Source organism: Aeromonas sp. V90_14, assembly GCF_029967615.1.
In the GTDB taxonomy this organism is placed as follows: domain Bacteria; phylum Pseudomonadota; class Gammaproteobacteria; order Enterobacterales; family Aeromonadaceae; genus Aeromonas; species Aeromonas hydrophila.
In genome coordinates, this window is sequence record NZ_JASCAS010000028.1 from 65,182 (window position 1) to 87,508 (window position 22,327).

Consider the following 22,327-nt stretch of genomic DNA (forward strand, 5'->3'; position numbering starts at 1 on the left):
CAAAGGGCCTCTTTTTTATTGTGCTCTGACTGGCATCAGGCGCTGCGCTGCACCGCCATGTGGGCCAGTGTTGCCAATGCCTGTTTGTGCTGGGAGTCCGGCAGGATGGCGAGGGCCGCGATGGCCTTGTCGGCCTCTTCCCGGGCCCGCATGCGGGAGTATTCCAGCGCGCCGGTACGGTCGAGGATGGCCAGGATCCGGTCGAGGTGCTCCATGCCGTTGCGGTGCTCGATGGCATCGCGCACCAGCTGGCGCTCATCCGGGCTACCCACTTCCATGGCTCGCAGCAGCGGCAGGGTGGGTTTGCCTTCGGCCAGATCGTCGCCGACGTTCTTGCCCATCTCGTCGCTCTGGGAGCAGTAGTCCATCACATCGTCGATGATCTGGAAGGCGGTGCCCAGATACTTGCCGTAGTCGGTCATGGCCTGCTCGACGGGCGCGGGCTGATGGGTCAGCACGGCGGCGAGGCGGGTGGCCGCCTCGAACAGCTTGGCGGTCTTGCAGTAGATGACCGTCATGTAGCTCTCTTCGGTGGTATCCGGATCGTTGCAGTTCATCAGCTGCAACACTTCCCCTTCGGCGATGGTATTGGTGGCATCGGAGAGGATCTCCATCACCCGCAGGTTGGAGAGCTCGCTCATCATCTGGAAGGAGCGGCTGTAGAGATAGTCACCGACCAGCACGCTGGCGGCATTGCCAAACAGGGCGTTTGCGGTTTCCCGGCCGCGGCGCAGGTCGGATTCGTCGACCACGTCGTCGTGCAGCAGGGTGGAGGTATGAATGAATTCGATGATGGCAGCCAGTTTCAGGTGATCTTCACCTTCGTATCCCAGTGCGCGGGCGGCCATGACGGTCAGCATGGGGCGCATCCGTTTCCCGCCTGCACTGACAATATAGAAACCCAGCTGGTTGATCAGGCTGACATCGGACTGGAGTCTCGCCAAGATCAGTTCATTGACCGCCGTCATGTCGGCGGCACAGAGCGCACGGATAGTCTGTTGGTCCATAAGTCTCGTAACGTGACGGCAGTGATGACTGCGATTTTAGCAATGGCGGGGATTCTACACGATTTCACAATGGGTTACAGTTAAGCGTTTGTTCACGGCGGCAGATATGCGCACAAAATAAACTTTTTGCTAAATTGGCCTTGCCTGAGCAAATCGATTTGCGTAGAATGCCGGCCCATTGTTATAGGTTTTTGCGCGTGTCTGGCCTTGAGCAAAAGACACGCCTTTACGGAGTTAATCAAATGTACGCGGTATTCCAAAGCGGCGGAAAACAACACCGTGTGGCCGAAGGTCAAATCGTTCGTCTGGAAAAGCTGAACGTTGAGACTGGCGCTACCATCGACTTCAACGAAGTGCTGATGGTTGCTGCAGGCGACACTTTTAAAGTAGGTGCTCCTTTCGTTGAAGGTGGCAAGGTTGTAGCTGAAGTTGTGGCTCACGGCCGTGGCGAGAAAGTGACTATCGTCAAGTTCCGTCGTCGTAAGCACCACCGTAAGCAAGCGGGCCACCGTCAGTGGTTCACTGAAGTCAAAATCACTGGCATCAGCGCTTAATTAGAGGAGTACGATAGATGGCACACAAAAAAGCTGGCGGTTCATCCCGCAACGGCCGCGATTCAGAAGCTAAACGCCTGGGCGTGAAGCGTTTCGGCGGCGAAACAGTTCTGGCTGGCAGCATCATCGTTCGTCAGCGTGGCACCAAGTTCCACGCCGGTACCAACGTTGGTCTGGGCAAGGATCACACCCTGTTCGCTACTGCGACTGGTAAAATCCTGTTCGAAGTTAAAGGTCCGCTGAACCGTAAGTACGTTAGCATCGTTGCTGAGTAATTACGGACCGCAAGGATCCGAAGCCCCGCCAACAGGCGGGGCTTTTGTTTTTCTGCAGCAGTTTACGAAAAAACGGCACGCAGCTGACCCTGGCTCTGAAAGGGCATGCTTGGCAAGATGCGTATCGCCCGCAGGGGTCTGTACCACTATAATTGCGTATCGGTTTTTCGAATTAAGGTGACGGTTACCTATGAAGTTTGTTGATGAAGTCCAGATTCGAGTCGATGCCGGTGACGGTGGTAACGGTTGTGTGAGCTTTCGTCGTGAGAAGTACATTCCGAACGGCGGCCCGGACGGCGGTGACGGCGGTGACGGTGGCGACGTATATCTGGTTGCCGATGAAAACCTGAATACCCTAATCGACTACCGTTTCGAGCGTTTTCACGCCGCCGAACGTGGCGAGAATGGCCAGAGCGCCAACTGTACCGGCCGTCGTGGCAAGGACAGGATCCTGCGCGTACCGGTCGGCACCCGCGCCAGCGATGAAGACACCGGCGAACTGCTGGGTGACCTGACCCACCACGAGCAGAAGCTGCTGGTTGCCAAGGGCGGCTTCCACGGTCTGGGCAACACCCGTTTCAAGAGCTCCGTCAACCGGGCACCGCGCCAGAAGAGCAACGGTACCCCGGGTGAAGTGCGTACCCTGAAGCTGGAGCTGTTGCTACTGGCCGACGTCGGCATGCTGGGTCTGCCCAACGCCGGCAAGTCCACCTTTATCCGCGCCGTCTCTGCGGCCCGTCCGAAAGTGGCCGACTACCCCTTCACCACCCTGGTTCCGAACTTGGGCGTGGTGCGTGGTGAGAACTCCCGCTCCTTCGTCATCGCCGACATTCCCGGTCTGATCGAAGGTGCCGCCGAAGGCGCTGGCCTCGGTATCCGCTTCCTCAAGCACCTCGAGCGCTGCCGCGTGCTGATCCATCTGGTGGACATCTGCCCGGTCGATGGTTCTGATCCGGCCGAAAATGCGGTGACCATTGTCCGGGAGCTGGAAAAGTACAGCCCGGAACTGGCGAGCAAGCCGCGCTGGCTGGTGTTCAACAAGATGGACCTGATCCTGGAAGAAGAGGCGCAGGAAGTGATGGATCGCGTCAAGACTGCCCTCAATCATGAAGGCCCTGTCTACGCCATCACCGCCATCAGCAAGGAAGGGACCAAGAAGGTCTGCTACGACATCCTGGACCTGCTGGACACCATGCCCCGTCAGCTGGCGGAAGATGCCAAAGACGCCATCGAGAAGGTGGAGTTCAAGTGGGACGACTACCACAAGAACCAGCTGGCCAAGGCTGAAGCCGATGCGCTGGCCGCCTCCAAGGCGTTTGATGAATCGCTGGACGACGACGAGTGGGACGACGAAGACGATGATGGCGTGGAAGTCATCTACGTGCGTGACTGACCCAGTTCCCGTGCGCGGTCATGGCGCCGCCACCCGGTGCTGAGAAACCGGAGCCTTCCCAGGCTCCGGTTTTTTTATGGGGATCGACCGGATCACCAAATAGATATATTTCTTATGTCACTTATTGCCTGCCAACCGCAACTGATTATACTGCGCACCTGAATGTAACCTTGTCGAAACAATATGCTAACCAATTGCAATGAATTGATATGCGTATCTGCTTGCGTGCATTCTTATGGAAGGTTTGCCTGTGTAAATATTTATGCTTGAAATGATCCATTAAAAGCTTGTTTGTGCATTTTATTGGTGTATTCTTGCGCCCGTTTTGCCGGGCGAGAGCATGGATATGCAGGTTTGCCTGGCTAAGGAAAAGTAACATTAAGGCTGTAGACCATGCTGGAAAAGACTCTGCAAGCACCTGCTCTCAATACCCGCCGCAACGTGCTGATGTTCCTGGTCCCGTCACTCATCGGGATCCTGCTGTTCATGACCCCCGTCATCTATGACGGAAACGTCACCATTCCCGTGGCCGTGCTGGCGAAGCTGGTACAAACGGTGTTTGCCGATTATCTGGTGGCCATGGTCAGCGCCATCATCACCACCACCATGCTGATGACGCTGGTAGCCTGGCTGTTCAAGCCGGCGATCCTGGTCAGACGCCCCTTCCTCAACAGCCTGTTTAACGTCTCCCCCTTCTGGGCCTGCGTGCGGGTACTGGGCGGTATCTTCGTGCTGCTGACCTTCTTCGAGGCAGGCCCGGCGGCCTTGCGTTCCGATGCGACCGGCGGCCTGGTGCTGCATGATCTGCTACCGGTGCTGTTCTCCGTCTTCATCTTCGCCGGCCTGCTGCTGCCCTTGCTGCTCGATTTCGGTCTGCTGGAGTTTGTCGGCACCATGATGACCCGCATCATGCGCCCGGTGTTCCGTCTGCCCGGTCGATCCGCGGTGGACTGTTTCGCCTCCTGGCTGGGGGATGGCAGCGTCGGCATCCTGCTGACCAGCAAACAGTACGAAGGCAAGTTCTACACCCAGCGGGAAGCGGCCGTCATCGGCACCACCTTCTCTGCCGTCTCCATTACCTTCTGCCTGGTGGTGATCTCCCAGGTTCGGCTGGAGCACATGTTCGTGCCCTTCTACCTGACCGTCTGTCTGGCCGGGGTGGTGGCCGCCATCGTGGTGCCGCGCCTGCCGCCGCTCTGCTGGAAGAAGGATGTCTACAGCGACGGAACTCCCCTGTGTCGCAAGCAGGAGTCGGTGCCGCACCAGCACAGCATGCTGAGCTACGGTTATGAGCGAGCCCTGACCAAGGCCGAGGGCATGACCGACATGGGGGCAGTGGCACGGGAAGGGGTGAAGAACGCGCTGGACATGATCTTCGGCGTGCTGCCTGTGGTGATGGCCATCGGCACCTGCGCCCTGATGCTGGCCGAGCACACCTCCATCTTCAACTGGCTGGGGGCCCCTTTCGTGCCCTTGCTGGAGCTGCTGCAACTGCCGGAGGCAGAAGCGGCCTCCAAGACCATCATGGTCGGCTTCGCCGACATGTTCATCCCGGCGGTGCTGGCCTCCACCATCGAGAGCGACATCACCCGCTTCGTGATCGCAGCCATGTCGGTCACCCAGCTCATCTATATGTCGGAAGTAGGCGCCCTGTTGCTGGGCAGCAAGATCCCGGTCAAGTTGTGGGAGCTGTTCGTGATCTTCCTGCTGCGTACCCTGATCACCCTGCCGGTCATCGCCGGGGTGGCGCACCTGCTGTTCTGATCCGGCTCGCACCCTGTCACACGGTCAACTTCGGTTGGCCGTTTTTTATGGCCGACATTAGACCAAAGTGAGTCTTTTACAGGCCTTGTTTTTACATTAATGTAACAGGCTGCAAAAACACGCCAGCCGAGCAGTAGGCACGTCCAACCTATGTGGCCAGGAGTCACCCCATGACCTCACTGCTCAGCTACCGGGCCGGTCCCTGCGATCAGCCGCTGCTTCATCAGACCATAGGCGCCTACCTGCAACAGGTGGCGGAACGTTTCCCCGACCGGCCAGCAGTGGTGGTGCGCCACCAGCAGATCCGCTGGAACTACCGTGAATACCTGACCCAGATAGACAGGTTGGCGCTGGGCCTGCTGGCGCTCGGGATCCGGCCGGGGGATCGGGTCGGCATCTGGTCGCCGAACAACATCGAGTGGTGCCTGGTGCAATTTGCCACGGCCCGCATCGGGGCCATCATGGTCTGCATCAACCCCGCCTACCGCAGTTACGAGCTGGCCTTTGCCATCAACAACGTGGGCTGTCGGGCCCTCATCTGTGCCAGTGCGTTCAAGGGCTGCGATTACCTCGCCATGCTGGGGGAGCTGGCCCCCGAGCTGGCGAACTGCCCACCCGGCCGTCTCGCATCATCCCGGCTGCCGAGCTTGGAGATGGTGATCCGGCTCGGGGAGGAGCAAAGCGCCGGCATGCTCAACTTCCCCGAGGTGCTGACACTGGGCGACCAGCAGAACCCGGCCTGGCTGGCCCGGGTGGCGGCCACCCTCAACCCCGATGACGCCATCAACATCCAGTTCACCTCGGGCACCACGGGCAACCCCAAGGGGGCCACCCTCAGCCACAGCAACATTCTCAACAACGGCCGCCAGGTGGCGCAAGGCATGGCGTTCAGCGAGCAGGACCGGCTCTGCATCCCGGTGCCGCTCTACCACTGTTTCGGCATGGTGCTCGGCAACCTGGCCAGCATCAGCGTGGGGGCCTGCGCCCTGTTTCCGGCCGAAGCCTTCGATCCGGCTGCCACCTTGCGGATGGTGAGCGAGGAGCGCTGCACCGCCCTGCACGGGGTGCCGACCATGTTCATCGCCGAGCTGGAGCTGGCGGAGTTTGACCAGTTCGATCTCTCCTCCCTGCGCACCGGCATCATGGCCGGCGCCATCTGCCCAGAGCCCTTGATGCGCAAGGTGCAGACCCTGATGCACATGACCGAGGTGACCATCGCCTACGGCCAGACCGAGTGCAGCCCCATCAATCACATGACCGCCATCGATGCGCCGCTGGACAAGCGGGTCACCACGGTCGGCCGCGCCATCGGCCACACCGAGATCAAGCTGGTCGACCCCAGCGGAGAGATAGTCGCCATCGGTGAGCGGGGCGAGATCTGCTGTCGCAGCAACGGGGTGATGCAGGGGTACTGGGAGGATCCGGTCAAGACGGCGGAAACCATCGACCAAGAGGGGTGGCTGCACTCGGGGGACATCGGCATCATGGATGAAGAGGGCTATGTGCGGATCGTCGGGCGCAGCAAGGAGCTGATCATCCGCGGTGGCGAGAACATCTATCCGCGCGAGATCGAAGAGCGTCTTTACGATCATCCGGCGGTGCAGGATGCGGCGGTGTTCGGGGTCGACAGCGAGCGCTATGGCGAAGAGGTGTGCGCCTGGGTCAAGCTCAGACCCCGTCAGGAGGCCAGCGAGGAGGAGCTGAAACAGTTTCTGGCGGCCCGCATCGCCTATTTCAAGGTGCCCAGGTACATCCGGTTCGTGGAGGAGTACCCCATGACGGTGACCGGCAAGCTGCAAAAATTCAGGATGCGGGAGCTGATGAGCGACGAGCTGGCCCGCCAGCACGCCGAGGCGACGGGCTGAGGGGCGGTGACAACGGAAAAAGGGCCTGTGGGCCCTTTTTCGTCAGCGTCCAAGCGGATGTGGTTGTGGCGGTGTGCGGGGGCACTGCACCAGCAGCATGTGGGTGGTGAAGGTGCTGGTCTGGGGGAAGCTTGGGCTAAATCCCGTCACCGGCTCGGCGACCCCCATGCTCATCTGGTGAGTGGTGATGGTGCGCTTGCTTCGATCGACTTGCTGATAGCCGTGGGGGCAGCTCAAGAGCGCCTGTTGCTGGCACTCCTCTGGCGCGCCGCACTCGATCTGGAAGCGTTGCTGGGCGGGATTGGCGGAGGGGAGTTCACTGACGGTGGCGGGCGCCGGCAGCAGGGCGCAGCCGGACAGCAAGATGCTGCCCAGCAGCCATATTCTGGGTGACATAAGAGGCTCGTTCTCGGTGAGACAAGAGAAGGGCCGGCTGGGACTCCCGCGCCGGCCGCGAGGCGCGGATCAGCGCGGGGTGATGCCCATGTCGACCGGACACTGGATGGTCAGGGAGTGGACCGTGTTGGCGACGCGATAGGGCTTGGCCGCCTTGTAGACCTTCTTGTCTTCGTCGTAGCTGCCCCCTAGATACTGGGTGCTGTAGAGCGTCTGCTGGCGGCGATCGGTCTCCTTGTAGCCCTGCGGGCAGGTCTGGTTGGCCTGCTGGAAGCAGGCCGTCATGCTGCTGCACTCGATGTAGAAGCCGCGCTGGCTGGCATCGGCCAGGTGCACCGGGGTGACGGTGGGGGCGGGGGGAGACAGCAGGGAGCAGCCGGACAGCGTCAGCGCGCCCAGCACAATGAGATGCTTTGACATAGATAACCTGAACAGTGTGGTGTGACAAAGAGTGAGGGGGAGTCTATTGCTCCCCCTTCGCTATAGGGGCACCGTTATAACCAGCCGGGGACGCTCAGGCCAGCCCGCAAATGTAAGAAAATATGACCCGCTCTAGGCCAGCGCGGCCAGCAGGGCGGTTTCATCCACGGGATCCAGCTGTTCGGGGGCGAGGAAGCGCACGGCATAGTCGCGCCAGATGCCGCTGCTGACAAACAGGGCAAACAGGGCGGGATCGATGTGCTGCTCGCGCACCATGCTCTGCATGATGGCCAGCGACTGGGAGACCGTCTTGCCCGATTTGTAGGGGCGATCGCTGGCGGTCAGTGCCTCGAAGATGTCGGCGATGGCCATGATGCGGGCGGGGATGCTCATCTGGCTGCCCAGCAGCTGGCGCGGATAGCCCTTGCCGTCCATTCGCTCGTGGTGGCCGCCGGCAATCTCGGGCACGCTGCGCAGATGGCGAGGGAAGGGGAGGCGTTCAAGCATGCGAATGGTCTGGATGATGTGTTCGTTGATCTTGTAGCGCTCCTCCTCGGTGAGGGTGCCGCGACTGATGGCGAGGTTGTAGCGCTCGCCGCGGTTGTAGAGGTGAGTGGGCACTCGCACCTTGAAGCCCCAGGGGTTGCGCTCGTCCAGCTGATCGTGGGCGGGGCGGGGGATGAGGTGGGCGGCCTTGTCCGCCAGCAGGGGTTCGACGCAGGGCAGTGGCGCGGCCGGCTCGTTCTGGCGCAGCTTGAGCTCCTCCCGGCTGATGCCGAGCCGATCGTCCAGGGTGCGCAGCCAGGTGCGGCTGGCGATGGCATCCAGCCTGGCCAGCTTCTCCGGCGCCATCCACTCACCGCCCAGGTTGCACTCGGCGACGAAGGCGAACTCCTGATCCAGGGTGCTCCAGAGCGGAGCTACCTCGCTCCTGGCTGCTTCCCGTTCGGACGCCGGCAGGCGGGCCGCCAGCGCTTCGATGTAGCCGTCGCGTTTGAGCACCTCGAAGCGGGTGCGGATCTCGTGGATCCGGTCGTAGAGGGTCTCCAGCTTGGTGGCCTTGTCCACCACGAACTCGGGGGTGGTCACCTTGCCACAGTCGTGCAGCCAGCTGGCGATATGGATGGCCTCCCACTCCTCCTCGTTGAGCCGAAACTCGGCGAACGGCCCCTGCTGCTGGGCGCAGGCGGCTTCGGTCAGCATCCGGGTCAACTCCGGCACCCGCTGGCAGTGGCCGCCGGTGTAGGGGCTCTTGGCGTCGATGGCGCCAGCCATCAGCTCGATGAAGGATTCCAGCAGCTGTTTCTGCTCCTCCAGCAGGCGCTGGTTCTCGATGGCGGAGGCCGAGGTGCCTGCCAGCGCCTCGATCAGGCTGATGCGCGAGGCCAGCTCGCGGGCCGGGCAGTCAGGCAGGATCAGCAGCAGGCAGCCGCTCAGCTCCTGGCGATGGTTGCGCAGCGGCTCGGCCACCAGCTGGCAGGGGCCGGGGAAGGGGCCCCAGTCGGCCAGATACTGCTGCCAGCCACCCTGGTCGATGGCGAGGCTGAGCCGCTCGCCCCGGGCCAGCTCGCCAAACAGGGCCTGTTGCCAGCGGATCTGCCCGGCCGGCAGCGGAGCTTGGCGCCACAGTGCCTGTACCGCCACCATGCCCCGCTCCTGGGCCAGATAGAGGCACCCCCCTTCGGCCTGCACCGCGGCGATGGTCTCGTGCAGGATGCGGCTGAGCAGGGAGTCGAAGCGGTGTTCGGCCGCCAGCGCCCGCCCCATGTTCATGAAGTTGCCGAGGGTCAGCCGCATGCCAGACATGGTGCGGGCCAGATCGTCGATCTCGCGGATGGCCGACTCGGGGACCCGGCTCTCGCCAAAATCGAAGTGCTGGATCCGCTCCGCCTCCTTGGTGAGCGCCAGCAGCGGGGTGGCGGTGCGCCGCGAGACCAGCCAGATCACCGGCAGCAGCAGCAGCAGGCCCGCCAGTGCCCAGCCCAGGTTGACCAGGGCTTCGTCTCGGGCCTGCTGATAGAGCAGGTCGGCCGAGACCAGCAGGGCGATGTGGAAGGGGGAGTCGGTCCCGAGGGGGGCGAGGTTGACCAGCCAGTCGCTGCCATCGGCGGCGGTCAGGTTGAGCTCCGCCGGCTCGCTCAGCAGGGTGGGCTGGCTGATGATCCGCTGCTGCAGATCCGGCAGGGCCGGGTGGGGCAGGGTCGCCAGCATGGGCAGCTGGCTCAGCTGCTCGAAGCTGGGCAGGTGTCTGGGGTCGGCGGCCAGCAGGGTAGCGTACTCGTCGAACAGGATCACCTGGCTCTGGGCGGGCAGCTGCAGCTTGCCGATCAGGGCCGACAGCCCCTCGACGCTGGTGTCGAGCCCGATCACGGCGCGCCGGTCGTCGCTCTCCACCGCCAGCGTCATGCCCGGCTCCTTGGTGGTGAAGAACAGATAGGGGCTGGTGGTGGCGATCCCCGCACGCCAGCGGGCCTGCTTGTACCAGTCGCGGCTGCGGGGATCGTAGCGGTAGTTCGGCATGGCACGGCGCTCGAGCAGGGTCAGCCGTTGATCAAAATAGAGAAATTCCCCCTTGCCCTGGCTGAGGCTCTGCACCAGCAGGGTACTGGCGGTCGGTACGCCCCCCAGCTGGGCTCTGGCCCGCTCGGTCAGCTTGCGCACCAGAAAGAAGTCGCCATCCTCGTAGCCGGCGTAGACGGCCCCATAGCTGGGGCTGTTGGCCAGCACCTCCGCCAGTTGCGGCAGATAGGCCAGGCGTTCGGTCAGCGTGGTCATGGCGGCCAGCTGGCCGCTGCGCAACAGGCTGAGCGACATGCGGGCTGGCCGCTCGTTCAGTTGCAGGGCGAGGGCCAGCTGCTGGCGATACTGCAGGAAGTTCTGTCGCTCGTGCTCCAGTCCCTGGCGCGCCCCTTGCTGGAACTGCAAGGCGATGAGGGCGCTGCCGAGCAGGGTGAACAGCAGGATGAAGAGGGTGGCGATATGCACGTAGAAGGGTTTACGACCTGGCCTGGCAGTTGTCATGGACACATCCTTGTCACACGGGCGATTGCAGAGACGATCAGCTTGCAGTGTGCCAACAGGATGACAGAAAACACAATAACCCATTCATGGATATCGGGATGTGGCCGACGGAAACGGCGCCTGCTCTGGCCAATTTTGCCGGCTGATCACGTGATTCATTCAGGTATCCCGTGCTACATTGCCCCACTTGTTACTGGTCTGCGAATCAATGGAGTGACCCATGTCTGCCATCCCCTATTCCGTACTCGATCTGGTGCCCGTGGCCGAAGGCTCCCAGCCGGCCGAGTCGTTTCGCCGCTCGCTGGACCTGGCCCGTCATGCCGAACGCCTGGGCTATTGCCGCTACTGGCTGGCCGAGCACCACAACATGCCGGGCATCGCCAGCGCCGCCACCTCGGTGCTGATCGGTCATCTGGCCGGCGGTACCAATACCCTGCGCATCGGGGCCGGTGGCATCATGCTGCCCAACCACTCGCCGCTGGTCATCGCCGAACAGTTCGGTACCCTGGCGTCGCTCTATCCGGATCGCATCGATCTCGGGCTTGGCCGTGCGCCGGGCACCGATCAGCGCACCATGCGGGCGCTCAGACGCCAGCGCAGCGGCGAGGTGGATGACTTCCCGGCCGATGTGCGCGAGCTGATGGATTACTTTGGCGATGAAGTAGGGGCGGTGCAGGCGGTACCTGGGCAGGGGCTGCATCTGCCCATCTGGCTGCTGGGCTCCAGCCTCTACAGCGCCCAGCTGGCGGCGGCCATGGGGCTGCCGTTCGGCTTTGCCTCCCACTTCGCTCCCGCCATGCTGCTGCAGGCGCTGGAGATCTACCGCGCCCAGTATCGCCCCTCCGCCCGCTGGCCCAAGCCCCATGCGGTGGTCTGCATCAACATGATCGCCGCCGACAGCGAGCGGGAGGCGCGCTTCCAGTTCACCACCCTGCAGCAGCAGTTCCTGCGTCTGCATCGCGGCAACGCAGGCAAGCTGCCGGCCCCCGTCATCGAACTGGGAGAGGAGTGGTCGGAGCGCGAGCTGCTGGCCATGGAGCAGACCCTGGCCCGTTCGCTGGTGGGCAATCCGGATCAGATACGGCACGGCCTCAAGGCGCTGCTGGCGGAAACCCGGGCCGACGAGCTGATGTTCAACGGTCCTATCGTCGATCATCAGGCTCGTCTGCGCTCTTTCGAGATTGCCGCCGAGTTGATGCAGGCGCTATAAGCTCGCCTGCCCGAGACCAAGGCGCTATGTTGCACAAAGCGCCACCTCTGTCGCCCTGCTGTCAGGTGATCGAAAGGGGGGGCGTCGTGGGGAGGAATAGCTGAGTTTTTGAGCACGCTCTTTTATCTAATGCACTGAATCCAAAGGAAAGTCAGGTTGGTGTCAGGGCGCTGTCGTGGCCCATGGCACCCGCCGGCCCCTATGCTGGCCCCGTCAATCAACCACAAGGAGTTCGAGATGATCGTCAGGAAGTTGAGATTGCAGCGGGGCTGGTCACAGGAGCAGTTGGCCGCCTTTACCGGCCTGAGCGTTCGCACCATTCAGCGGATCGAGCAGGGCCAGCAGCCCGGACTGGAATCCCTCAAGGCCCTGGCCGCCGTCTTTGAGCTCGAAGTGGCGCAACTTGACGGTACAAGCCAACAGGAGCATGAGATGAGAGGGAGTGACACGATGGAACGGGATGAGATACGGGTATCGGTAGAGGAGCGGGCCGCCATGCGCTATGTGGAGGGGCTCAAGGGCTTCTATTACCACACCGCCAGCTACCTGCTGGTGATTTGCGGGCTGTTTGTCATCAACTACCTGAGCAACCCGGGCTATATCTGGGCCTGGTGGCCGGCGCTGGGCTGGGGGCTGGGATTGATCTCCCATGCCATCAACCTGTTCCAGCCGTTCAAGCTGTTCGGCCCCGAGTGGGAGCGGCAGCAGATCGAGAAGCGGTTGGGGCGCAAGCTCTAGGGTGAGCGATGCACCATAAAAAACGGGCCCGGCAATGCCGGGCCCGTTTTGTTTTATTGCCTGCCACCTGCTTGGTGTGGTGGGAGAGGGGAGTGATCTGGGCGCCATCTTTATAGTGAAGTGCTGATCACTCAGACCCGGCCTCTTATCGTCACTTGGCGTAAGTGGGACAGGGTGTAGCGATCAGGGCATCATCTTCATAGCGCCACAGGGTGAGGCTGTTGCCCCAGACACAGCCGGTGTCCAGTGCCTTGATGTCCTGCTTGCCGGTGTTGCCCATCAGGGCAGCCCAGTGGCCGAACACCAGGATGGGGTCGTCCACATGGTGCTCGCGCTGCTCGAACCAGGGGCGCAGGCCAGGGGTCGACTCCTTGGGGCCCTTCTTGCATTTGAAGTCGAGCCGGCCGTCGAAATAGCAAAAGCGCATCCGGGTAAAGGTGTTGATGATGTAGCGGTAGCGCTCGATCCCGACCAGATCGTCCTGCCAGCCATCCGGCTGATCGCCATACATGTTGTGCAGCAGCCACTGGTACTGATCGCCGCGCAGCAGGCTCTCCACCTCGCGGGCGCAATTGCGGGCGGTGCGGGCGTCCCACGCCGGGGAGATGCCGGCATGCACCATCATGATGGGCAGGTCCGGGTGCTCCGCCAGCAGCGGACGGTGGCGCAGCCACTCCAGCAGTTCGTCCCGATCCGGTGCCTCCATCAGCTCCTGCAGCTTGTCCTTCTTCTTGAGCGGGGCGACGCCATCGGCGACCGCCAGCAGGTGCAGGTCGTGGTTGCCGAGCACGGTGACGGCCCGGTTGCCCAGCCCCTTGACGAAGCGCAGGGTATTGAGAGAGTCCGGGCCGCGGGCGACCAGATCGCCGCACAGCCAGAGCACGTCGTTAGCGGGATCGAACTCGGCCAGATCCAGCAGACGGCGCAAGTCGTCGTAACAGCCCTGGATATCGCCAACAAAACAGTTCGCCATGAAACCTCAGTTGATAATGTGGGGGACGGCCAGCGTAAAGGGCGCGATGGGCGCCTCGAATTGCTGCCCCGACTCGTCTTGCAGGGTATAACTCCCTTCCATCACCCCAAGCGGGGTGGCCAGCGGCACGCCGCTCTGATAGCGGAAGGTCTCTCCCTCTGCGATTACCGGCTGCTCGCCGACCACGCCGGGGCCTTCGACTTCCAGCATCTTGCCATTGGCATCGGTGATGAGCCAGCGCCGGTGCAGCAGCTGCGCCGGGCCCGGCCCCAGGTTCTCGATCTCGATGAGATAGTGGAACTGGTAAGGGTCTTTGGAATCCACCACATAACGGGGGTACGGGCGGATCACGATGTGCGGAGTTGCCACGGGATCAGGCCTGTTGCTGATCCGCCAGCCAGTTGGCGATCATGACGAACTGCTCGAGGGAGAGATTCTCCGGGCGCAGGTTGCCATCGATACCAAGCTCGGTCAGCTGGGCGTCCGTGATGAAGTTGGAGAAGCTGTTGCGAATGGTCTTGCGACGCTGGCCGAAGCCCTCGGTGCAGACCCGGTTCAGGCAACGAATGTCTTTCGCGACTATGGTCGGGTTCTTGTGCGGGATCAGACGCACCACGGCGGAATCCACCTTCGGCGCCGGCTTGAAGGCGCCAGGGCCTACTTCCAGCACAGGCACTACCTGACAGTAGTACTGGGTCATCACGCTCAGTCGGCCATAGGCCTTGCTGCCGGGGCCGGCGGCCAGACGCAGGACCACTTCCTTTTGCAGCATGAAGTGCATGTCCTCCACCCGGTCGGCGAACTCGCACAGGTGGAAGATGAGCGGAGTGGAGATGTTGTAGGGCAGGTTGCCGAAGATGCGCAGCGGCCCCTTGCCTTCCCCCATCAGGGTGCCGAAGTCGAAGCGCATGGCATCGGCCTCGATGACGGTCAGCTTGTCCTTCAGGGTCGGATGCTCGCGCAGGCGTGCCGCCAGATCCCGGTCCAGCTCGACCACGGTCATCTTGTCCATCTGGGAGGCGACCGGTTCGGTCAGCGCGGCCAGACCCGGGCCGATCTCCACCAGGTTCTGACCCGGCTGCGGATTGATGGCGGCCACGATCTGATCGATCACGTAGCGATCGTGCAAGAAGTTCTGACCGAAACGCTTACGGGCGGTGTGGCCCATGTGCACCTTGTTGCTCTGCACCTTACTGCTCATATCTTTTTTTCTCTACCATCTTGATGGCGTGGTTGATCGCGGTGATCAGGCTGCCCGAGTCGGCGAGGCCCTTGCCTGCCAGATCCAGTGCGGTGCCGTGATCCACCGAAGTGCGGATGAAAGGAAGTCCAAGGGTGATATTGACCGAACTGCCGAAGCCCTTGTATTTGAGCACGGGCAGCCCCTGGTCGTGGTACATGGCGAGTACCGCATCCGCATCCTTGAGGTATTTGTCCTGGAACAGGGTATCGGCCGGCAACGGGCCGACCAGATCGATCCCCTCCTGGCGAAGGCCTGCCAGGGCGGGTTCGATCACGTCAATCTCTTCACGGCCGAGATGGCCGCCTTCCCCGGCGTGGGGATTGAGGCCGCAGACGTAAATGCGGGGCTTGGCGATGCCGAATTTGCTCTTGAGATCCGCATCCAGGATGCGGATCACCTTGCCGAGCCGATCCTCGGTGATAGCCATCGCCACATAGGCCAGCGGAATGTGGGTAGTCGCCAGCGCGACCCGCAGTCCCTCGGTTGCCAACAGCATCACCACGTCGGCGGTGCCCGACTGCTGGGCGAAGAACTCGGTGTGACCGCTGAACGAGACGCCAGCCTGGTTGATGATCCCCTTGTGGACCGGCCCGGTTACCACGGCGGCAAATTCGCCGCTCATATTGCCATCGCAGGCGCGCTGCAGGGTGGCCAGCACGTAGGCCCCATTGCCCTCGTCGAGCATGCCCGGCACCACGGCGGCGCCGAGGGGAACCGGACAGACGGTCAGGGTACCGGCCTGCTGCGGGCGGGCAGGCTGGTCGGCATCATAGGGCTGCAACTCGACGGGCAGCCCCAGCAGGGCGGCCCGCTCGCGCAGCAGCGCCGGATCGGCGATCACCACCAACTGGTGCGGCCACTCCTGCTGGGCAATCTGCAGCACCAGATCCGGGCCGATCCCGGCCGGTTCACCCGGGGTGATGGCGAGACGACGACAACTCATCAGCTGCCGGCGCCTTCGATCTGGATGTAGGCCTCGTCACGCAGCTCGTCCAGCCAGGCCTGGGACTCTTCGGTGAAGCGACGGTTGTAAATCAGCTGATAGGCGCGCTGCTCCTGGGCCTTGTTGGTGGCATCCTGGCTGCGGCGCTCTTCCAGCTGGACGATGTGCCAGCCGTGGGTGGTGCGGAAGGGTTCGCTGATCTGGCCCGGTTGCAGGCGGTTGACCATGTCGCGGAACTCCGGCACGTAGACGTTGGGATCGGACCAGCCCAGTTCGCCACCCTGCACCGCAGAACCCGGATCTTCGGAGTACTTCTCCGCCAGGCTGGCGAAGCTGGCCTTGCCGCTCTTGATGTCGTGCAGGATGCCGTCCAGCATGCCCTTGGCTTTTTCTTCGCTCAGGATGATGGAGGGCTTGATCAGGATGTGGCGGGCGCGCACTTCGGTCTGCACGACCTGCTGCTGGCCCTTGGTGTCGAACACCTTGATGATGTGCAGGCCGGCACCGGAACGCAGCGGGCCGACGATGTCACCCTTCTTGGTGCCTTGCACGGCCTCGGCCATCAGGGTCGGCATCTCCTGCGGGCTCATCCAGCCCCAGTCACCCCCTTCCAGCGCCTTGGGTCCGCTGCTCTCGGCAATGGCCATCTTGCGGAAGTCGGCGCCCTGCTTGAGGGCGGCCAGGATGCGTTCAATCTTGCTCTTGGCGGCGTTGAGCTGCTCGGCGCTCGGGTTGTCCGGCAGGGCAACCTGGATGTGGCCGACATGGTATTGCTGCTGTTGCTGACCCTGTTTGGCGAGGATGTCGACCACCTGCTTCACCTCCTGCTCGGAGATGTTGATGCGGCGGCGCACCTGGTTGCGGCGCACCTCGTTCATCAGGATCTCGCGGCGCACCTCTTCCCGATACTGGGCATAGGTCAGCCCTTCACGGGCCAGCTGGGCTCGCAGCTGATCCAGGGTCATCTTGTTGTCGGCGGCGATGCTCTGGATAGCCTGCTCCAGCTGGGTATCGCTGATCTTGAGGCCCTGACGATCCGCCAGTTGCAGCTGCAGGCTCTCCTGGATCAGCCGATCCAGCGCCTGTTTGCGCAGGGTGGCGTCATCGGGCAGGGACTGGCCGCTCTCCTGGGCAGAGGCTTTCACCTTCTGCACCAGGGCTTCCTGCTGGCTGGCCAGCACCACGTCCTTGTTGACCACGGCAAGCACCTTGTCCATCAGTTCGGGGGCGGCGAAGGCTCCCTGGCTCATGGCTCCGAACAGGCCTGCAGTCAGCAGGGAAATCAACGTCTTCTTCATATCCATCTCTCAAGGCGTTTGCCAGACCGCTTATTGGTCTCGCAGGTTAAACGGACGAATGTAAGGCAGTGCTTCGGTGTCCAGGGAGGTGCCCTTGGTGCCGGTACCCACGCTACCCAATCCTTTCATTTCAAACTGAATGCCCAGACTGCGCTCCGAGGTCGGACGCATGGTCACGTTGTCCGGAGTGTTGACCCACTCCAGGTTGAAGTTGATGCTCCAGCAGCAGGAGTCGTACTTCAGGCCTACCTTGCGATCAGACTTAACGCTCTGATTCAGCTCCTGATAGTAACCCCCGTACAGGTGCCACTGGTCGTTGAGCGGGGTAGTCAACAGTAGGCCGATCTGGTTGAGGTCGGTTACCTGTCCCTTGTTTTCAAGATCGTAGTTGGCATCGCGCACGAAACGATGGTTCAGCTGGCTGATCAGCTTCTCGCGGCGATACTCGATGGCGCTGTTGGCGGAGCTGAGCCGGCTCTGGTCCACATCATATTGCGCGCCGGCATGGGCAAACCACTGCTCGTTGATCTTGGCATCCCCCTCGAAGGAGAGCGGGGAGCGGGTGTTGGTGGTCAGGGTCTCGCTGGGATAGAGCTTGACCCTGGGCGCAACAAAATCGAAAGCTTGGGCAACGGCCAGCCGAATTCGTTCATCACCGGCCTCATCATATACCCGGCTGGTGAGACCGATGGAGACTCTGTTGGAGTCGCTGATGCGATCCAGGCCCGCGTAGCGGCGGTCGCTGAACAGGCTGTAGTAGTCCTGGCGCATGCCGGTGGAGTCATAGACGCCTATGTTGTCCTGGTTCTTGTAGGGCACATAGAGGTACTGGAACTCCGGCTCCAGGGTCTGGTTGGCATCGCCGCCGAACCAGTTCTGGTTGCGCTCGAAAGTCATGCCGCCCTTGAGGCGGAAGGAGGGCAGGGTGCGGGTGATGATCCCTTCGTCCAGGGTGACCCCGTTGCCGTTTTCAGGAGTAAAGCGGCTGACAAAGGTCTGGCTCATGTTGTCCGGCACTTCCTGATCGTAACGGGTGTACATCAGCTTGTACTGGCTGTCGAGGTAGTAGCCTGCCTCGTTGATGAGCGGCATGGTCAGGGTCGGAGCCGTGTAGACCCGGGTGCCGGTGTAGGCTCCGCCTTGGTTCTGGGCGATGGCCTGGGCGTTGTTGTAGCCGAACTTGGTGATCTCGGTGTTCCAGGCCAGATCGTACCAGCTGCCTTGCTGGTAATAGTTGTGGTCGATGCGCGGCATCAGCTCGTGGGGCTGCTGGGCGCTGGCCAGCAGGATCTGGTAGGTGCGCACCTCGGTGTTGATGTTCCAGTTGGGCTGGAAGTAACCGGCCATCAGGGACTGCTGCAACTGGTTCTCGACCTGGGTGCCCACCTTGGGGGAGAAGTCGTTGAAGTAGTTGTAATCCCGATCCCGCACCTTGGTGTAGTCGAGCGACACTCGCATGGCGTTGTCGGCAAACAGCGAGGTGTGGTTGGCGTTGAGCAGGTAGCGGTGACCGTCGGACATGGCCTGGTTGAGGCTCGGGGTCTCGTCGTACTGCTTGTCGTTGGCCAGGTTTTCGAAATAGAGGCTGCCGACGTGGGCCGGATCCGGCATGTAGCGGAACTGCACCTGCTCCATCAAGCCCCGTCTGTCCATGAAGCGGGAGGTGATGGTGGCATCGTAGTTGGGGGCTATGTTCCAGTAGAACGGCTGGGTGATGTCCATGCCGTTCTTGGAGCTCTGGGTATAACCCGGGTAGAGCAGGCCTGTCTTGCGTTCATCCTTGATCGGGAAGTTGATGTACGGGAAGTAGAACACCGGGTAGTCGTAGAGCCAGAGACTGGCGTTCCAGGCCTCCCCGAACACCTCGGTCTGATCGATGTCGATGCTGCCCGCCTTCAGGGTCCAGACTTCCTGACCCGGCGGGCAGGTGGTGTACTGGGCCCCTTCCAGGGTGATGTTCTGGTTGTTGTTGGTCATGGTGACCCGGTCGGCGGAGCCGCGCACCGGCGAGCCATGCACCTGATACTTGCCCTCTTCCAGCTCGGAGTTCTTGGTATCCAGGTTGGATTTCAGGGTCTTGTCGCTGGTGACCGTGATCTGGCCATCGTTGTAGTAGATGTTGCCGATGGCGATGACGTCCCGGCTCTTCTGATCGAGCTCGGCATAGTCGGAATCGAACTTGCGCACGCCCTGGCGCACCTTGACGTCGCCCTGGTAGACGGCGGTGCCGCCCTGCTTGGCTTCGAGCCGATCGGCATCCACTTCCACGGGTTGGGCGTTGGCGTCCTTGCCGGGCGCCAGCTTCTCAATCTTGGGGACGTAGTCATAGCAGAGCCCGTCCAGGATCCCGGTGGCGGGCGGCGGCGTCAGCGGCGCCGCCTGCACGATGGCCGGGGTCAGGGCTGGAACAAGGCTGATGGTCAGGGCGATGGGATAGGAGTATCCCAGTGTCCGTTTTGTCATGTGAAAGACTCGCGCAATCCGTGGTAGCTACGGCTGATTCAAGACATGCATTTTACGACAGGATTCATCGAGTTGACATTGCATGTCATTGCTTTATGTTAGCCGGCAATGATAAAGCATTATTGCGGCCAGGGCTAACAGCCAAGTGCTGCTTTCCAATTTGGTCCCCGACTTATGCACGATCGCGATTCCCTCTTGTTGCACTGGGCGCGCCGGATTTCCGGTGATGCCAGCCTGCAGTTGACCCTCATTTCCGGTGACGCCAGTTTTCGCCGCTACCACCGTGGCGGTGGCCTGATCTGGGTGGATGCCAATCCTAAAACCGAAAAGAATCATGAGTTTGTCCGCAATGCCTCGGCCCTGCACGCCGGTGGTCTGCTGGCCCCCGAGGTGCGGGCGGTGGACTACGAGCAAGGGCTGCTGGCGGTGACGGATCTGGGGGATACCCAGCTTATCAGCTGCCTGAACGCAGACAACGTGCTGGCCTGGTACGGCAAGGCCATTGCGCTGCTGCCCCGTCTCGGCGCTGTTGAACTGGACCTCGAGCCTTTTGATGCCGCCTTTATGGCGCGGGAGAACAGCATTTTCCCCGAGTGGTTGCTGGGTCACCATCTGCAACTGACCCTGAGCGATGAAGAGCAGCAGTTGCTGGCTGAGACCTTTTCTTGCCTCACCGAGAACAACCTGGCCCAGCCGCAGGGGGTGATGCACCGGGATTTTCACAGCCGCAACCTGATGGTGTGCGGCGGCGAGACTCCGGCCGACAGCCGGCTGGCGGTCATCGACTTCCAGGACATGGTCATAGGCCCGCTCAGTTATGACCTGGTCTCGCTGCTGAAAGACTGTTACGTGCGCTGGCCGGACGCGGTGATCGAGCAGGGTATGCGGCTCGGGTTTGACACCCTGCAGCAGGCCAAGCTGTTGGGCGAGCTCGATTACGCCGCGTTTCGTCGCGCCGCCGACCTCACCGGCATGCAGCGCCACCTCAAGGCGGCGGGCATCTTCACCCGTCTCTACCACCGCGATGGCAAGTCCGGCTACCTCAAGGACATTCCCCGCACCCTCGGCTACGTGGTGGATGTCTGCCACAGCCATGGCGCGAGCTACCCGGTGCTGGCCCGCTTCGGCCAATGGCTGGCGCAGGTGGTGCTGCCCGGGCTGGCCCGCACCGGAGTGGCGTCATGAAGGCGATGATCCTGGCCGCCGGTCGCGGCGAGCGGATGCGCCCGCTCACCGACAGTCTGCCCAAGCCGCTGCTGGCGGTGGGGGGCAAGCCGCTCATCGTGCACCATATCGACAAGCTCAGGGATGCCGGTGTGACCGACCTGGTCATCAACCACGCCTGGCTCGGCCACAAGCTGGTAGAGGCCCTCGGCGACGGCCGTCAGTTCGGAGTCGACATTCAATGGTCGGCGGAGGAGAGCGCGCTGGAGACCGCCGGCGGCATCATTCAGGTGCTGCCACTGCTGGGGGATGAGCCGTTTCTGGTGATCAACGGCGATACCTGGCTCGATCTGGACTATCGCACCCTGGTGACCCAGTCGCTGGGTACGGATCTGGCCCACCTCTGGCTGGTACCCAACCCGCCGCAGCATCCGGCAGGGGACTTTGCGCTGCAGGCGGGCAGGGTGGTCGATAGCCCGGCGCTGACCTTCAGCGGAGTCGGACTCTATGATCCCGCCGCCTTTGCCGGACTCACGCCGGGGGCGCGCAAGCTGGCGCCGCTGCTGCGGGAGTGGATGGCACAAGGCCGGGTGGGCGGCAGCCTGCTGGCCGGCGAGTGGCGCGACATCGGCACGGTGGCACGGCTGCAGGCGCTGGACGAACAGTTGCAAGGACGCACTCATTAATTTCACGAGGTCTTGAACCATGCGTATTTGGGGTAAGGTGCTTGGCGCCTTCTTCGGTTTTCTGCTCGGCAACATCTTCGGTGCCCTGCTGGGCCTCTGGATCGGTCACCGTTTCGACCGTGGCATGGGCTTGAATTTTCGCCGCGCGCCCACCCAGCAGCAACAGGCGGTCTTCTTCCACGCCACCTTCGCCGTCATGGGTCACATCGCCAAGGCGAGCGGCCAGGTGACCGAGCAGGAGATCCGGGTCGCCTCCAACCTGATGGATCGGATGCGGCTGGCAGGCGAGCAGCGTGCTCGCGCCCAGGAGTCGTTTCGCCAGGGCAAGGAGGCGGACTTCCCGCTGCGGGAGACCCTGGCCGAGTTTCGCCGTGCCAGCCAGGGCCAGCGCGATATCCTGCGTTTCTTCCTCGAGGTGCAGCTGCAGGCCGCCTTCGCCGATGGCAAGGTCGAGGCCAACGAGCGCGCCATCCTGCACACCATCGCCGACGAGCTGGGCTTCAGCCGCATCGAGCTGGCCCGCATTCTGGCGATGGCCGAGGCGCAGATGAACTTCTTCAACCGGGCGCACGGTGGCCAGTATCAGGATGGCGGGCACGGCGGGCAGCAGTATCGGCAGGAGGCCCCCTCCCGTGACCGGCTCAAGGATGCCTACCAGCTGTTGGGGGTGAGCGAGAGCGACAGCGATCAGGAGATCAAGCGCGCCTACCGCAAGGAGATGAGCAAGCACCACCCGGACAAGCTGGCCGCCAAGGGCTTGCCGCCCGAGATGATGGAGATGGCCAAGGAGAAGACCCAGGAGATCCAGCAGGCCTGGGAGTGGATCCGCGAGGCGCGCGGCATTCGCTGAGCGCCCCTTCGTCAGCCATAAAAAATACCCGTCGCTGACGGGCATTTTTGTTTGTGCAGTAGAT

At 62.4% G+C, this 22,327-nt stretch carries 20 protein-coding genes; 10 read left to right on the forward strand and 10 right to left on the reverse strand.

The window, feature by feature from the left end; translation table 11 throughout:
• Nucleotides 1-35 precede the first annotated feature (35 nt).
• Nucleotides 36-1,007 (reverse strand): octaprenyl diphosphate synthase, encoded by a 972-nt coding sequence (ispB, locus tag QLG02_RS10620; protein ID WP_101149452.1) that lies wholly within the window; start codon nt 1,005-1,007, stop codon nt 36-38.
• Between the two features lie 242 nt (nt 1,008-1,249).
• On the opposite strand from ispB, the gene rplU reads away from it, so the two are divergent.
• From rplU to QLG02_RS10645, 5 genes are all read left to right on the forward strand, one after another.
• A complete protein-coding gene (rplU, locus tag QLG02_RS10625; protein WP_005304210.1) occupies nt 1,250-1,561 on the forward strand; it encodes a 50S ribosomal protein L21 in 312 nt (103 codons plus the stop codon).
• A 17-nt stretch (nt 1,562-1,578) separates the two neighbouring features.
• Nucleotides 1,579-1,836, forward strand: coding sequence for a 50S ribosomal protein L27 (gene rpmA, locus QLG02_RS10630; RefSeq protein ID WP_005339028.1), 258 nt, complete (start codon nt 1,579-1,581; stop codon nt 1,834-1,836).
• Between the two features lie 190 nt (nt 1,837-2,026).
• The gene (cgtA, locus tag QLG02_RS10635; RefSeq protein ID WP_011704870.1) at nt 2,027-3,229 is read left to right on the forward strand and encodes an Obg family GTPase CgtA; all 1,203 of its coding nucleotides are present in this window, start codon (nt 2,027-2,029) and stop codon (nt 3,227-3,229) included.
• A gap of 393 nt (nt 3,230-3,622) precedes the next feature.
• The gene (locus QLG02_RS10640) at nt 3,623-4,993 is read left to right on the forward strand and encodes a YjiH family protein (protein WP_282465138.1); all 1,371 of its coding nucleotides are present in this window, start codon (nt 3,623-3,625) and stop codon (nt 4,991-4,993) included.
• A 170-nt stretch (nt 4,994-5,163) separates the two neighbouring features.
• Nucleotides 5,164-6,858, forward strand: coding sequence for an AMP-binding protein (locus QLG02_RS10645; protein WP_282465139.1), 1,695 nt, complete (start codon nt 5,164-5,166; stop codon nt 6,856-6,858).
• A gap of 42 nt (nt 6,859-6,900) precedes the next feature.
• Here the strand turns inward: QLG02_RS10645 and QLG02_RS10650 are convergent, their stop codons facing one another.
• The 3 genes from QLG02_RS10650 to QLG02_RS10660 all read right to left on the reverse strand — a co-directional run bounded on the left by QLG02_RS10650 (nt 6,901) and on the right by QLG02_RS10660 (nt 10,779).
• Nucleotides 6,901-7,254 (reverse strand): hypothetical protein, encoded by a 354-nt coding sequence (locus QLG02_RS10650; RefSeq protein WP_282465140.1) that lies wholly within the window; start codon nt 7,252-7,254, stop codon nt 6,901-6,903.
• 69 nt (nt 7,255-7,323) lie between these two features.
• A complete protein-coding gene (locus QLG02_RS10655) occupies nt 7,324-7,674 on the reverse strand; it encodes a hypothetical protein (protein WP_024944334.1) in 351 nt (116 codons plus the stop codon).
• A 132-nt stretch (nt 7,675-7,806) separates the two neighbouring features.
• The gene (locus QLG02_RS10660; protein ID WP_282465141.1) at nt 7,807-10,779 is read right to left on the reverse strand and encodes an HD domain-containing phosphohydrolase; all 2,973 of its coding nucleotides are present in this window, start codon (nt 10,777-10,779) and stop codon (nt 7,807-7,809) included.
• A 136-nt stretch (nt 10,780-10,915) separates the two neighbouring features.
• On the opposite strand from QLG02_RS10660, the gene QLG02_RS10665 reads away from it, so the two are divergent.
• Nucleotides 10,916-11,905, forward strand: a complete 990-nt coding sequence (locus QLG02_RS10665; RefSeq protein WP_016349616.1) for a luciferase-like monooxygenase — start codon at nt 10,916-10,918, stop codon at nt 11,903-11,905.
• Between the two features lie 237 nt (nt 11,906-12,142).
• Nucleotides 12,143-12,643 (forward strand): 2TM domain-containing protein, encoded by a 501-nt coding sequence (locus tag QLG02_RS10670; RefSeq protein ID WP_252376567.1) that lies wholly within the window; start codon nt 12,143-12,145, stop codon nt 12,641-12,643.
• Nucleotides 12,644-12,794: 151 nt separating this feature from the next.
• Here the strand turns inward: QLG02_RS10670 and QLG02_RS10675 are convergent, their stop codons facing one another.
• Genes QLG02_RS10675 through lptD form a run of 6 tightly spaced genes read right to left on the reverse strand, consistent with a single transcriptional unit; the run spans nt 12,795 to nt 19,563 of the window.
• On the reverse strand, nt 12,795-13,616 hold the full coding sequence (locus tag QLG02_RS10675; protein WP_011704877.1) for a symmetrical bis(5'-nucleosyl)-tetraphosphatase: 822 nt from the start codon (nt 13,614-13,616) through the stop codon (nt 12,795-12,797).
• Nucleotides 13,617-13,622: 6 nt separating this feature from the next.
• Nucleotides 13,623-13,985 carry a Co2+/Mg2+ efflux protein ApaG gene (gene apaG / locus QLG02_RS10680; protein ID WP_282465142.1) on the reverse strand — a complete coding sequence of 121 codons (363 nt, stop codon included), beginning with the start codon at nt 13,983-13,985 and terminating at the stop codon, nt 13,623-13,625.
• Between the two features lie 4 nt (nt 13,986-13,989).
• A complete protein-coding gene (gene rsmA / locus QLG02_RS10685; RefSeq protein ID WP_044799293.1) occupies nt 13,990-14,817 on the reverse strand; it encodes a 16S rRNA (adenine(1518)-N(6)/adenine(1519)-N(6))-dimethyltransferase RsmA in 828 nt (275 codons plus the stop codon).
• On the reverse strand, nt 14,807-15,802 hold the full coding sequence (gene pdxA / locus QLG02_RS10690) for a 4-hydroxythreonine-4-phosphate dehydrogenase PdxA (protein ID WP_282465143.1): 996 nt from the start codon (nt 15,800-15,802) through the stop codon (nt 14,807-14,809). The genes rsmA and pdxA overlap by 11 nt, the downstream gene beginning before the upstream one ends.
• Nucleotides 15,802-17,100 (reverse strand): peptidylprolyl isomerase SurA, encoded by a 1,299-nt coding sequence (gene surA, locus QLG02_RS10695; protein ID WP_011704881.1) that lies wholly within the window; start codon nt 17,098-17,100, stop codon nt 15,802-15,804. The genes pdxA and surA overlap by 1 nt, the downstream gene beginning before the upstream one ends.
• Nucleotides 17,101-17,130: 30 nt before the next feature.
• A complete protein-coding gene (gene lptD, locus QLG02_RS10700; protein WP_282465144.1) occupies nt 17,131-19,563 on the reverse strand; it encodes an LPS assembly protein LptD in 2,433 nt (810 codons plus the stop codon).
• Nucleotides 19,564-19,737: 174 nt separating this feature from the next.
• On the opposite strand from lptD, the gene QLG02_RS10705 reads away from it, so the two are divergent.
• The 3 genes from QLG02_RS10705 to djlA are packed head-to-tail and all read left to right on the forward strand — an operon-like array spanning nt 19,738 to nt 22,263.
• Complete coding sequence (locus tag QLG02_RS10705) at nt 19,738-20,748, forward strand: phosphotransferase (protein ID WP_282465145.1); 1,011 nt, start codon at nt 19,738-19,740, stop codon at nt 20,746-20,748.
• Nucleotides 20,745-21,413, forward strand: a complete 669-nt coding sequence (gene murU, locus QLG02_RS10710; protein ID WP_282465146.1) for an N-acetylmuramate alpha-1-phosphate uridylyltransferase MurU — start codon at nt 20,745-20,747, stop codon at nt 21,411-21,413. The genes QLG02_RS10705 and murU overlap by 4 nt, the downstream gene beginning before the upstream one ends.
• A 19-nt stretch (nt 21,414-21,432) precedes the next feature.
• Nucleotides 21,433-22,263, forward strand: a complete 831-nt coding sequence (djlA, locus tag QLG02_RS10715; protein ID WP_011704885.1) for a co-chaperone DjlA — start codon at nt 21,433-21,435, stop codon at nt 22,261-22,263.
• The last annotated feature ends 64 nt before the right edge of the window (nt 22,264-22,327 follow it).

What these genes read in the sequence shown, in the direction of transcription:
- pdxA (WP_282465143.1), bottom strand. Translation starts at nt 15,802, where the DNA reads ATGAGTTGTCGTCGTCTCGCCATCACCCCGGGTGAACCGGCCGGGATC.
- cgtA (WP_011704870.1), top strand. Translation starts at nt 2,027, where the DNA reads ATGAAGTTTGTTGATGAAGTCCAGATTCGAGTCGATGCCGGTGACGGT.
- rpmA (WP_005339028.1), top strand. Translation starts at nt 1,579, where the DNA reads ATGGCACACAAAAAAGCTGGCGGTTCATCCCGCAACGGCCGCGATTCA.
- QLG02_RS10665 (WP_016349616.1), top strand. Translation starts at nt 10,916, where the DNA reads ATGTCTGCCATCCCCTATTCCGTACTCGATCTGGTGCCCGTGGCCGAA.
- QLG02_RS10655 (WP_024944334.1), bottom strand. Translation starts at nt 7,674, where the DNA reads ATGTCAAAGCATCTCATTGTGCTGGGCGCGCTGACGCTGTCCGGCTGC.
- djlA (WP_011704885.1), top strand. Translation starts at nt 21,433, where the DNA reads ATGCGTATTTGGGGTAAGGTGCTTGGCGCCTTCTTCGGTTTTCTGCTC.
- QLG02_RS10670 (WP_252376567.1), top strand. Translation starts at nt 12,143, where the DNA reads ATGATCGTCAGGAAGTTGAGATTGCAGCGGGGCTGGTCACAGGAGCAG.
- lptD (WP_282465144.1), bottom strand. Translation starts at nt 19,563, where the DNA reads ATGACAAAACGGACACTGGGATACTCCTATCCCATCGCCCTGACCATC.
- ispB (WP_101149452.1), bottom strand. Translation starts at nt 1,007, where the DNA reads ATGGACCAACAGACTATCCGTGCGCTCTGTGCCGCCGACATGACGGCG.
- QLG02_RS10660 (WP_282465141.1), bottom strand. Translation starts at nt 10,779, where the DNA reads ATGGGTTATTGTGTTTTCTGTCATCCTGTTGGCACACTGCAAGCTGAT.
- QLG02_RS10645 (WP_282465139.1), top strand. Translation starts at nt 5,164, where the DNA reads ATGACCTCACTGCTCAGCTACCGGGCCGGTCCCTGCGATCAGCCGCTG.
- QLG02_RS10705 (WP_282465145.1), top strand. Translation starts at nt 19,738, where the DNA reads ATGCACGATCGCGATTCCCTCTTGTTGCACTGGGCGCGCCGGATTTCC.
- rplU (WP_005304210.1), top strand. Translation starts at nt 1,250, where the DNA reads ATGTACGCGGTATTCCAAAGCGGCGGAAAACAACACCGTGTGGCCGAA.
- QLG02_RS10675 (WP_011704877.1), bottom strand. Translation starts at nt 13,616, where the DNA reads ATGGCGAACTGTTTTGTTGGCGATATCCAGGGCTGTTACGACGACTTG.
- murU (WP_282465146.1), top strand. Translation starts at nt 20,745, where the DNA reads ATGAAGGCGATGATCCTGGCCGCCGGTCGCGGCGAGCGGATGCGCCCG.
- QLG02_RS10650 (WP_282465140.1), bottom strand. Translation starts at nt 7,254, where the DNA reads ATGTCACCCAGAATATGGCTGCTGGGCAGCATCTTGCTGTCCGGCTGC.
- surA (WP_011704881.1), bottom strand. Translation starts at nt 17,100, where the DNA reads ATGAAGAAGACGTTGATTTCCCTGCTGACTGCAGGCCTGTTCGGAGCC.
- rsmA (WP_044799293.1), bottom strand. Translation starts at nt 14,817, where the DNA reads ATGAGCAGTAAGGTGCAGAGCAACAAGGTGCACATGGGCCACACCGCC.
- QLG02_RS10640 (WP_282465138.1), top strand. Translation starts at nt 3,623, where the DNA reads ATGCTGGAAAAGACTCTGCAAGCACCTGCTCTCAATACCCGCCGCAAC.